The following is a 12,740-nucleotide window of genomic DNA, read 5'->3' on the forward strand; positions in this document are numbered from 1 at the left end:
AGGAAAAGTCGTTATTAGGTAATTAACAAAGAGATTCTTCGCCTTCGGCTCAGAATGACAAAAAAGGCACAGAAAACAGAAATAGGGACATAGCACGCTATGTCCCTACAGTTTTAAATTGACCTTTTAGAAAAACATCCTATTGTATACAAATAATTATGGATTTTATATTCTTTCTATATCAAAAAACAAGCAAGATAATAAATATTTACACAAAGAATCTGCATTTGTTTTCAAGAAATGCATGGCTTTTTTTACTTGGAACATTCTTTATCGGAATAAGTTTTTCCGGTATTATGCTTCTGTTCAATCTCTACTTGAAATCAATCGGACTGCTTGAAGGAAGAATCGGGAACGTCATCACGGTAACAACACTCGGAACATTAATTATGGCAATCCCGGCTTCAATTGCGCTTAAACGTTTTTCCATAAAGAAAATCCTTATCATTTCTTTACCGATTGCATTATTGTCTTATTTCATCCAGGTAACAATATCAAATTATTATATCATAATGATAGGCGGGTTATTTTCCGGGATTTCTTCCGTGTTTTTCCAAATTACCGCAGCACCTTTCTTTATGAGGAATAGCGCTCCAAAAGAAAGGCCGTATTTGTTCAGTATGAATTTTGCATTTACGCTTGTGGCAAGTGTCATAGGAAGTATTATGGGTGGATTTATCCCTGAAATTATGGAGAAATATGGCGTTGTAGATTATCTTGCTTACAGGCATACGCTATACATATTCGGAATATTTATTATTATCGCTCTAATCCCTTATTTAATGATAAAAGAAAACGCCTATCAAAAAGAGACGGAATCTGCACAAATTAAGCCTGACCGTTCAATTATCGTAAAACTTTTCTTACCAAATTTTTTTGTTGGGCTTGGAGCAGGATTAAGCATCCCTTTTATAAACTTATATTTCAAAAACATATTCTCAATGTCGACCAAAGTTATAGGAGTTTATTACAGTCTTTCTCAGGTTATGACGATTATCGGATTACTAATTGCACCGCTTTTAGCGGAAAAAATCGGGAAAATAAAAACGGTAATATTTTCCCAGCTTTTTTCCATACCATTTTTAATCATTCTGGGTATTACAAATAATGTTGCTTTGGCCGTAGTATCTTTTTTAATAAGGGCAGCTATGATGAATATGGCGCAACCTTTATTCACAAATTTTGCAATGGAAAGCGTGAAAAAAGAGGAACAGCCACTAACAAATGCGCTTCTTGTAATTGCATGGTCTATAGGAAGAGGATTAAGCGCAACTATAGGAGGACTATTAATAGAAAAATATTCTTATGCAATACCATTTTTAACCACAGGCGCTTTATATTTAATCTCTACAATCTTAATACTTATATTTTTCAAACAAAAAGAGTTTCGTTAAATTTTCTTGATTTTTGTAAATACTTTATTAATACTTAAATAAATGGAACAATATGAAGTAATTATTATCGGCGGAGGGGCTTCCGGACTAATAGCAGGTATTTCTGCGGCACGGCACGGCAAAAACCCAAAAAACATTCTAATTATTGAGAAAAACCCGACTCTTGGACGTAAAATCACCGTTACAGGTAACGGGAGATGCAATCTAACCAATACCAATATTACACTTGATAAGTATTACGGAGAAAATACCAAATGCTTAAATAATATTTTCGGGCGTTTTTCCCATAAAGATACTGTTGAGTTTTTTGAATCAATTGGCATTATCCTAAAAACGGAAGACAAAGGCCGGGTATTCCCGATTACCAATCAGGCAATAACCGTTCTGGATTTGCTTATAGAGGAAATTACTCATTTTAGAATAAACATAAAAACAACTGAACGGGTTAATGAAATAACACCAATAAATCATGGATGGAAAATTACCACAAGCAAAGACTCTTACCAATCAAAATATATTATACTTACTACGGGTGGAAAGAGTTATCCACAGTTGGGTTCAAGCGGTGAAGGACTTGAATTTGTGCGTAAATTAGGTCATAGAATCGTTGAACCAAAACCGGCATTAGTTCCTATTGAATTATCGGGCAACTGGTTTCACAAATTACAGGGAGTAAAATCGGATGTTGAGTTAACGCTTATCTCTAAGAACAAAGCGATTGCAACGGAAAAAGGAGAATTGCTTTTCACGCATTACGGCATTTCCGGACCTATAGTAATGGATATGAGTCGTCTGATAACGGATTATTTACCCAAACCCGAAACTAAAGTTTTTATTAATTTTTTCCCTGATTTCACTGTTGACAAATTAACACAATTTTTCATCTCAAGAGGGCAAGCATATCCACAAAAGACTTTTTTAAACTCTTTGTTCGGAGTTTTGCCTAAGAAATTATGTTATGTATTAATGCGGGAATTAGGAGTAACAGAGGATAAACATATTCATCAGTTATCCAAAAAAGAATTATGCGCCATTGCCGACAGGCTTATTCACTGGTATATAGACATAAAACAAACCCGTCCTTTTGCGGAATCAATGGTAACTGCCGGTGGAATAGCGATGGACGAAGTCAATTCCAGGACAATGGAATCGTTGAAAGTTAAAGGACTTTATTTCGCAGGTGAAATACTCGATATTGATGGTGTTTCCGGGGGATATAATCTTCAATTCGCCTGGAGCACAGGGTATATTGCCGGGTTATTATCGTAACTTATGCAAACTAAAAATAAAGCAAAAGAAAAATTAACCACCTCGAGTCCACAAATAGGAATCTATTTGAATAATAACCCTAATTGTAGTGCTGAACTGGAGAACATTGCAAATGGAGAAAAATGGGATCAAACTAATACCCCTTCCATTACAGTGAATGGGACAAATTTTGGTACTACCAGGAAAGATACGATTACCATTATATTTAGAGGGCATCTCATTGAAAAAAAAGAAATTGATATTATAAAAGGTAAATTTGTAAATACAATAGAATTAGCTTCTCCTCTTCAAAATCCAAAAGAAATAGAGATAAAAGTAGGTGACTATTTTCACAAAAAAATTCCCGTGGAATTGAAACGCATCTATGGGACAGTTACATATTTTGACGGGACTCCTGTATCGTATCCTATTGTTGGAGACTGGATGTTTACCGTAGGCGACGAGAAAGGAAATTTTGAATATTTCTTATGTGGAAAAAAGGACCAGATACCAATTTTCGAGAAGAATTATTCCAAAACAACATTGGAATGTTGGCTTTATGATGTTGACATTAAAAAGGACACAAAATTAAATGTTAAGATTGACAAATTAGAAGTATATGAACTTGGTGCATGGCTATCATATAAAGGAAATTCTTTCCCTGATATTTATATTCACTTTGTCCCAATGTCTGTGATAGGAGATACATTTCCTCACATAGAAGAGTCTAATGTAAAGGTATTTATTGGAATGAAAAAGGCTTCTATTTTAATGTTTAATGAATATCCCAATTTCCTCTCTAAATCTAATGGAAAAAAACTAACTCGTCCAGGATATATTCTTTGTGTACGAGAGAAAGATTACAATGGAAAAATTATAAAGGTTGAGATAACCCATACCGTAAAAATTGGCAACAAGAAAATAGTAGAAAAGGGAGAAGGATATTTTCTAGGATTCGTTAAGCATTTATATTAGTGATTATTCTCATTGTTAGCTTTCAGCAAGGATTCAAAAACACCCACGATTTTTAGTGTGTTTATTTAAATAGTTGTAGCTTATCATCCCATAAAAAAGTTTGACAGTTTTAAAAAATACTGTAAGATAGATTTATATGGTAGCGAAAGTTCATTCGGCAGCGGTGCTCGGAGTTGAAGCTTACCGGCTGGAAGTAGAAGTTAACCTTGCGCTTGGATTGCCACGATATTCCGCAACTGTCGGACTACCGGATTCTGCCGTTAAAGAATCCAAAGAAAGAGTCGAAGCGGCGATTAAAAATTCGGGGTTTGATTTTCCTGCAAAAAGAATCATAGTCAACTTAGCTCCCGCAGACATAAAAAAAGAAGGCTCCAATTTTGATTTGCCAATCGCTATCGGCGTATTAGCCGCTCAAGAAAATGTTATTCCGGTAGAGAGTCTAAAAGAGTATCTTATTCTTGGCGAGCTCTCATTGGATGGTAACATCAGAGGAGTAAAAGGAGTGCTTCCGATAGCTCTTAATTGTCACAAACTTGGATTCAAAAAAATAATAATTCCTGAAGATAATAAAAATGAAGCCGGAGTTATGCAAAACATTGAAGTATATCCTGTCAGCACGCTTCTCCAAACGGTAGAATTCTTAAACGGAAAATGCGAAATCCAGCCATATAAAGTAGATATGGAAAACTTATTTAGAAATGAATCCGTATATGATGTGGATTTTTCCGAAGTAAACGGGCAGGAAAGCGCCAAAAGAGCGCTTGAAATAGCTGCCGCTGGTTCGCACAATGTTTTGATGATTGGACCACCGGGAGCAGGAAAAACGATGCTTTCGAGAAGAATGGTAACGATACTTCCCGAACTTACATTAGAAGAAGCGCTTGAGACGACAAAAATTCATTCGGTAGCCGGGCTTATCCCGACAGGCAAAGGGATTATAGGAACACGGCCATTTCGATTACCGCATCATACGGTGTCGGATGCAGGGTTAATTGGCGGAGGGACTTATCCGAAACCGGGGGAAATATCCTTATCTCACAATGGAATATTATTTCTTGATGAGCTTCCGGAATTTAACAAAAAAGGATTAGAAGTAATGAGGCAGCCGATGGAAGATGGAGAAGTAACGATATCGAGAGTAGCGACTACTTTAACCTTTCCGGCTCGTTTTATGATGGTCGCTGCTATGAACCCGTGTCCGTGCAGTTGCTAATTTACAACAACCTAACTTTTGCCCCGAAACCCAACAACAGACAACTATTTTAGGAAATTTCTTTTGAGCAAATTTCGGGGATTCAGATAAAAGTGGTAATTCAGCGGAATTACCTTTTGTTTTTAGCTTTCCAGCACTTTTTGCTCGTTTTTTTCGATTTTGTTTTTAAGCTGGTACAGGATTTTTACATCCGACCATTTTGTTTAAGTAGCGTTACATAGAGAAATGGATAGTACCTTGTATCTACCTCAGCAAAAAAGAGTTGACAGAAATAAGGAACCGTATTATTTGAGAAATATGATTTATAAAAGAAGAGGGTTTGACATGTGATTTTGTAACCACATCACATATTAGAACCATGACAATATATAATAGGAATAAACACTAAACAAATATAAACAATTAAAATGGAGGGTAATTTATGTGGCCATTCAGTAAAAAAAATGAAGAATACGCAAAAAGACTGCGAATAGAAGCAGGTAAATTACGCGTTCTATCTCAGTTCAATGAGGGGATGAAAAATACTATGTTAGATGAGGCTGCTGAAAAATACAAGGAAGCATATGCTATTTATGTAAGACTTGGGAAAATAGATGATCAATGTAATGTACTCTGTAGTCTTGTAGAAACAGCACGAAGGGAAGAGAGTCAGAAATATCTGATAAGACTTGAGTCCGTTTGCACCAATATACGGGACACTAACGAAAAAGATAGAGCACTTGAGAAACTAGATGCTCTAAAAAAGAGTTTAGGTTATGGTGTCAGCAGACAGCAACAATTGGAAAAAAGAAGGTAAAAATTAATGGAGACATTTTGAAGTTGGAGACGCAATTCACCATTTATTGAGTTTGAGATGGAGAAAGAGATAGTAAGAGTGTAGTCTCCCCTATTTGGTAGTTTTTTTCCAAAGTTGACATAGGATTCCTACCCTCAATTTTTTGGAATGAAAAAAGTTAGCATTAAAGGTTGACAAAGGTAAATTTTGAGAATATTGATTATATTATTGTCTCTTCTAGTCTAATATAATTATGGGTAAAAAGTTTAAACTTCCAGCTCTATCAGATGAAAGAGCTATAAGAGATACCATACATTATACTCCTTATATAAATGCCCTAACAAAAACGATTCTTGAATGCGAGACTCCTTTTACAATAGGATTACATGGACCATGGGGAAAAGGAAAAACATCTACAATGAGACTTATAGCAGAAAATTTAGAAAAAGATGTCAAAAATAATATAATAACGGTTTTTTATGACCCGTGGGAATATCAATTTGATGAGCGCCCTATTGTCCCATTATTACATACTATAAGAGGAAAAATTCTTGACTCTCAATGGGATAAAGGGAAAATATCTTCTTTTTTGAGGAAATTTGAAAAAGTTCTTTTTATGGCATCATATGTGGTGTCAGAAAAGATAGGACTTGTTAAATCAAGTAGTTTGGTAACTGCACTTAGGGATTATGACGATTTAAAAGAAAAGGAAAATACAGAAAATTTATCCTATCTTACAGGAGAAGAGACGATAAAAAGACTTTTTGAATCGGCAATTAACGAGTTAGCAGGGTGTCAACAAGATAATGACGAAAAGAAAATAGTTATATTTATTGACGACCTTGACCGATGTTTGCCTGAATATGCTTTAAAGATTTTGGAAGCAATAAAAATATATCTTAGTGTAAAAAGTTGCGTTTTTGTTTTAGGTGTGGAAAAGGGAATGATTCAAAATGCAATTCTTTATCATTATAGAGCGCTAAAAGAGGGAAGTTTTTCGGGAAAAGATTACCTGGATAAGCTTATTCAACTCCCTTATAATTTACCTGATATGGGAGAAAACGGAGTAGAAACACTTTTGGAGGAAATTTGTGAAAAGGTAAAATTATTTAGTACCGATGAAAAAAAAGAATGCATAGAGATCATAAAAATAGGTATAGACCCTATACCGCGAACAGTAAAAAGATTTGTAAGTAGTATAATATTACAAAAAAATATTGCAGAAGCATTAGAAAATGAATCAAAAGGTAGTTTCAATGATTTTAAGATTGCTAAGGCAATAAAACTGGGACTTATTTACTTCATTAATGAAAACTTAAGTCTTTCTAAAAAAGACTTATTTGAATTACAAAAAGGATACAAAAATGCTAAATACTCCCCCAAAAAAGTCAATACCGGCGAATTAAGAAAAAAAGGGGAAATGCTGCAGGAAACCCAAACTTCATTGAATACATTAAAAGAAAAATATAAAGACATTACGCAAGAACAGTGGGATAGAATAAAAAAAATTTTAGAATATCCGTCTCTAACTAAATCACCTAATAACTTATATTTTGAGAATCCAAAAGAAATAGGCAAATATCTTGAAGTTTTATACCCAGAGGAATTGAAGAATGAAATAGTCAGAAATATTGAGGAAATAAGAGAATTAAAAAAAGTATTAAAGGATGGCGATGTCCATGATAGACGTAAGGCTGCCCAGTCATTGGGCTCTATGAGAGATGCGTCAGTAATTCCGGAATTAATAGAGGCATTAAAAGATCCAGATGCAGTAGTTAGAAAGAATATAGTTGTCGCGTTAGAGAAGATGAGAAATAGGTCAGTAATTCCGGAACTAGTAAAGGTATTCCAAGATCCCAATGTAGAAGTTAAAAGTACGGTAGTTTGGACATTAGGGCGATTAGGGCAAAGAGGAGATGACTCAGTAATTCAATTGTTAAAAAAGGCATTAAAAGATAGTGACGTAGGAGTAAAACGGAATGCAGTTTCGGCATTAGGGCAAATAGAAGACAAGTTAGCAATTCCGGAACTAATAGAAACATTAAAAACAGATACTGACCCGGTAATTAGACATATGGTAGTTTTGGCATTAGGGCAAATAGGAGCTGAGTCAATAATTTCGGAACTAACAGAGGCATTAAAAGATACCGATGCAGAAGTTAGACGTACGATAATTTGGATATTAGGAGGAATAGGAAATGGCAAGTCAGTAATTCCAGTGCTAATAGAGAGATTAACAGATAGTGACGTAGGAGTTAAACGGAACGTAGTTTTAGCATTAGAGCAAATAGGAAATAAGTCAGTAATTCCGGAGCTAAGAAAGGTATTAAAGGATTGTACTAACAGTGATCTTAAAAAAGAGATAGAGCGGGCGGTAAGAAAATTGGGAGAACAAGTTAATTGATTTTAATGTAGTATTTTTTCCTCCTTTTGACAAATTTGGGGCAACAACTATTTTCCCATAAGCAAAAAAACAATTTACAAGAACTGTTGTGCGTTTCAGAGTAAGATTTATACCATTGTAAGTTTGCCCCCGTATGAATGTCCGTTCAGTTGCTAATTTACAACAACCTAACTTTTGCCCCGAGATTTAGACAGAGAAAGGAATTTTGAGGGTTTACTCTTTAGTAATTTTCTTATTGGGAGATTTACCTTGACTCTTTTATTTTTTTGTAAGAAATTAGTATTAGAAATAATGAGAAAGGCAAAAATGTTAAAAAATCTTTTTATCTTTATATTCCTGTTTTATGGCGTGTATCCTTTTAAAATGTTTGGGAACAATTACCAAGTCCAAAAACTTAATTTTCCTGAGGATAAGAACATTATAAAATGTCAATTCCCTGATAAAGACATTGGATTCGTTTTGACCAATGAAGCCAAATTTTATAGAGTTTATCAAGGTAACAACCAATTAATAAATACTCCGGATGAAATTCAAATAAAAAAATTCTTTTTTAAAAATGAAAAAGAGGGGATTGTGGTTGGAATTCCAAAATCAATTGTGAACGAATTAACTGCATCTCAAAGGAGTGAACAACATGAAGATTTGACAACATCTGTAATCATATTTGGAATCATTATAATCATATTTGGGGGTATAATTTTTGGTGTTTATAAATCTTTTACAAAATGGCGATGGAAAATACTTTATGCTACTATTCCTTTAGTTGTATTAATGGCGTATTGCATCTGGCATAGAAATTCAATTACGAAAGAAGAATTGTCTTTTAATTATGGTCAGCATGTTTTCCTTGGAAAAACAGAATATAATTCAAAAGCTGCCATTACTACAGACGGTGGAAATAAGTGGAGCGTTTTTGATATTAAAACTAATTTTGAACTTACAGACATTGCTTGTGTCAACAACAATTATCTTATATCGTCATTCGCAAGTAAAAGCCACGAGGATGGAGATATTTGGCTTGTAAGAGAGGATACTCTTCAAGCGATGCTTTTGGGTGTGTATAGAGGATTGACAGGAATAAGAGAAAGTATTGATAAAAATCAAGTTGTTGCCTATGGGACAGATAGAACAGTTATGATAACAGGTAAAACAGATGAACTTAAGGGCACAAAAGGAGAAATTATACTTTTTGATATTTTTGATACAAAAGCAAAAAACTGTAAAGTTATTGATATACAGGGAAAAGAAATTGTTATTTCACTTGATATGTTACAGGATGGAACAATTTGGATAATTACTCAATCCAGAAAAATATTGAAATATAATAGACAAAACTGGGAAACTATTGAAAATCAGGAAGTAATTGGAGCCAATAAAATTATTTTCCTTGATTCGCACAATGGCTACATTCTCAATAAAAAAGGGAAATTTTTCTACTCTGTTGATGGTGGGGTTCAATGGAATAAATTTGAATTCGAAGATAAAAATGTAATTATAAAAGATATTTTTAAATTAAACAATATTCTTTTTGCTTCCGGGGAAAACGGCTTTTGTGTGAAAATCAATAAAATACTTTAATTTGAAAGTTTTAATTCACATTGTATAATCAGGAGATTATATAAATGTAGGGATATTTTAACTTAGTGTTGAAAGTCAGCAACAATTGGAAAAAATGGGGTAAAATTCACAACGCATAAATGCTTGTGAGGGTCATACTTTACAACAACCTAACTTTTGCTTTGAGATTTAGACTGAGAAAGAAATTTTGAGGGTTTGCTCTTTAGTAATTTCCCTTGCCTTTTTCTACAAAAAAATATTTGATTCTGCTCAACCTTTTTTAGAATAATCCCAGTTCTTTTGATTGACTAATATTGAATTTTTAAGTAAGAAATTGCCTAACAGGTTTTAATTTATTGACATTTTCCCAGCCTTTGATTAAAGTAAAGAGTGGATTCATGACAAGCAGGAAAACCTATATCCCGCCTAAAAAAAGGGGGAGTACACTATTTTCATAAAGATATGGTATATATTATTTTAGGAGTTGGGATTGCTGTATTGATTGCACTTATATTTGCCTTTATTCTACGAAAATATACTCTGAAATTCAGAGAGAAGTTAGCACTTCTTTTTATTGGTTTTTTATTGGTTCCGAGTATACCACTTGCTTTTATCACTATAAATTTACTTACAAATAATATTGATATGTGGTCAAACAAAAGAATAGAGAAAGCGTTGGAAGATTCATTTACCCTATCACAGAGCATTAAGAGAGAAATGGATTCTACAGCTACAACCAGAACACAAAATATAACTTCTGTTCTTCAATATATAAAGCAACTACAGATGTTAAAAAAGCCTATCAAAACAGCTATCTGGATTTTATTTTTAGGCGGAATATTTGTTTTAGCTATCACAGGAACTTCGATTGCCAGAACATTAAGTAAAAAAATTGAGCGTCCTATTTACAATTTAGTTCAAGGAACAAACAAAATTACACAGGGAGACTTTGGACATCAAATCATTGGGGAGGGCGAAGATGAAATAGGAACTCTAATCAAATCCTTTAACAAAATGAGCAAGGAACTTAGCACCCAGAGAGAAACTCTCAAAGATATAGAACGATTAAAAGCGTATCAAGAAATAGCAAGGAGAGTATCACACGAAATAAAAAATCCTTTGACTTCTATCGGGATTTCCATAGATAGATTAAGCCAAAATATAAAAGAAGAAAGAGATAAAGAATGCCTGAGCATAATAAAAGAGGAGATAGGCAACTTGAAGCATCTTGCAAGTGAGTTTGCGGAGTTTGCTCGTTTACCGGAACTGAAGTTTGCACCTTGTAATTTAAATGAAGTTGTAAAAAGTGTGGCAGAGCTTCACAGCAATGAAGAAAAAATAAAAACAGATTATTATGAGAAGTTACCTGAGATTCTTATGGATAAAAATAGCATAAGGCAGGTACTAATAAACCTGATAAATAACAGCATAGAAGCGGGCGGAGAAATAAAAATCAGCACATCAATGGATAAAGAGTGGGCGGTTGTAAAAGTCTGTGACACAGGTAAGGGAATTCCCGATAATATATTACCTAAAATATTTGAACCTTATATAACTACAAAAAGCAAAGGTACGGGATTGGGATTGCCTATAGCAAAAAAGATAATTCTTGACCACAAAGGTCAAATAGAAATAAGTTCAGAAGAAAGTAAAGGTACAGCAGCAGTAATTAAATTACCATTATCATTATAATATGGAAACACGTATTTTAGTTGTAGATGATGACAATAATATAAGGAAGTCTATAAAAGGATTTCTTGAAGACAAAGGGTATTTTGTAGAAACGGTTTCTACCGGTGAAGAAGCGATTTCTTTGGTGAAAAAAAGCGATTTTGATATTATACTGCTTGATATTGTGCTGCCGGGGATGGATGGACTGCAAGCACTCGAAAAAATCAGGCAGGACAAGCCACGAGTTCCCGTAATTATAGTCTCGGGACAAGCTACAATTGATAATGCTATCCAGGCTACAAAACTTGGCGCTTATGATTTCATAGAGAAGCCAATAATGGGAGACAAATTACTTCTTCTTATAGCACATCTTATTGAGAATGAAGAATTTAAAAGGCAATCTGCCAGACGATATATTATGATTGGCAAAAGCCCTGCGATGGAAAATCTTTGCGAGGAGATTGAAAAATCTGCCCCATCAAATGCACGGATTCTTATCCAAGGGGAAAGCGGGGTGGGGAAAGAACTTGTAGCGCATTCCATCCATCAGCACAGCTCAAGAAATTTGCATCCTTTCATTGCCGTAAATTGTGCTGCTCTGCCAAAGGAACTTATAGAAAGCGAACTTTTCGGATATGAAAAAGGAGCATTTACGGGAGCTGTATCAAGGAAAGAAGGCAAATTTCTTCTGGCAAATAATGGAACATTGTTTTTGGATGAAATTGGTGATATGAGTTTGGAAACTCAGGCGAAGTTACTCCGAGCATTGGAAGAGGGAGAAATAGAACCATTAGGAGGAAAAAATCCTACAAAAGTGGATGTAAGAGTTATATCCGCTACTAATAAAAATCTTAGAAATGAGGTAGACAAAGGAAATTTCAGACAAGACCTTTTATTTAGAATAAATGTAATCCCTATTTTCGTTCCACCCCTCAGGAAACGGACTGAGGATATAGATATCCTTGCAGAACATTTTCTAAAAGTATTTTGTGAAGAAAATGGGAAGAAGGTAAAAATTATAGAACAGGATGCCGTTAAAAGACTTAAGGAATATACCTGGCCCGGAAATGTAAGGGAATTAAAGAATTATATAGAGAGACTTGTTATTATGGTTCCTTCAAATACAATTACCGTAAAAAATGTAGAGTCGTTTTTGCCAATATCGGTTCAGAAGACGGGTAAAAATCTCTCATTCCAGCAAAAAATGGATGATTTCGAGAAAACATTGATAGAGCAGTCGCTTATAAAAGCAAACTGGAATGTTACAAAGGCGGCGGAATTACTTAAGACTGACCGCCCAAACCTCTATCGTAAAATCAGAAAGTATGGATTGTTAGAAGAATAGTGTCAAATTATAACACTGTCTGTGTCAAATTGACACTAATTAGAGGTTGCCGTAAATTAAACAAATCATATAAAACTGCAATTATACAAGGGATTCCGAGCTTTCTTTTCAAATTGTCATACATATTGCTTTTATCATAATCCAAGAAGGTGAGGGAA

9 protein-coding genes are annotated in these 12,740 nt (G+C 34.3%); all 9 read left to right on the plus strand.

What is annotated here, in order from left to right; all coding sequences use genetic code 11:
- Positions 1-158: 158 nt before the first annotated feature.
- The 9 genes from WC614_06900 to WC614_06940 all read left to right on the plus strand — a co-directional run bounded on the left by WC614_06900 (position 159) and on the right by WC614_06940 (position 12,582).
- On the plus strand, positions 159-1,394 hold the full coding sequence (locus WC614_06900) for an MFS transporter (protein MFA5032729.1): 1,236 nt from the start codon (positions 159-161) through the stop codon (positions 1,392-1,394).
- A gap of 42 nt (positions 1,395-1,436) precedes the next feature.
- Positions 1,437-2,663 (plus strand): NAD(P)/FAD-dependent oxidoreductase, encoded by a 1,227-nt coding sequence (locus WC614_06905; protein MFA5032730.1) that lies wholly within the window; start codon positions 1,437-1,439, stop codon positions 2,661-2,663.
- Positions 2,664-2,666: 3 nt separating this feature from the next.
- Positions 2,667-3,617, plus strand: a complete 951-nt coding sequence (locus WC614_06910) for a hypothetical protein (protein MFA5032731.1) — start codon at positions 2,667-2,669, stop codon at positions 3,615-3,617.
- A 136-nt stretch (positions 3,618-3,753) separates the two neighbouring features.
- The gene (locus WC614_06915; GenBank protein MFA5032732.1) at positions 3,754-4,830 is read left to right on the plus strand and encodes a YifB family Mg chelatase-like AAA ATPase; all 1,077 of its coding nucleotides are present in this window, start codon (positions 3,754-3,756) and stop codon (positions 4,828-4,830) included.
- 421 nt (positions 4,831-5,251) lie between these two features.
- Complete coding sequence (locus tag WC614_06920) at positions 5,252-5,626, plus strand: hypothetical protein (protein ID MFA5032733.1); 375 nt, start codon at positions 5,252-5,254, stop codon at positions 5,624-5,626.
- 232 nt (positions 5,627-5,858) lie between these two features.
- On the plus strand, positions 5,859-8,009 hold the full coding sequence (locus WC614_06925) for a HEAT repeat domain-containing protein (protein ID MFA5032734.1): 2,151 nt from the start codon (positions 5,859-5,861) through the stop codon (positions 8,007-8,009).
- Positions 8,010-8,315: 306 nt separating this feature from the next.
- Positions 8,316-9,587, plus strand: a complete 1,272-nt coding sequence (locus tag WC614_06930) for a hypothetical protein (protein MFA5032735.1) — start codon at positions 8,316-8,318, stop codon at positions 9,585-9,587.
- A gap of 441 nt (positions 9,588-10,028) precedes the next feature.
- Complete coding sequence (locus tag WC614_06935) at positions 10,029-11,258, plus strand: ATP-binding protein (protein ID MFA5032736.1); 1,230 nt, start codon at positions 10,029-10,031, stop codon at positions 11,256-11,258.
- 1 nt (position 11,259) lies between these two features.
- Positions 11,260-12,582: a sigma-54 dependent transcriptional regulator gene (locus WC614_06940; protein MFA5032737.1), complete on the plus strand. Its 1,323-nt coding sequence runs from the start codon at positions 11,260-11,262 to the stop codon at positions 12,580-12,582.
- Positions 12,583-12,740: the final 158 nt, after the last annotated feature.

The sequence above is a fragment of the bacterium genome (assembly GCA_041649255.1).
Taxonomy (GTDB): Bacteria; Hydrothermota; UBA3073; order JACQXS01; family JAQTXJ01; genus JAQTXJ01.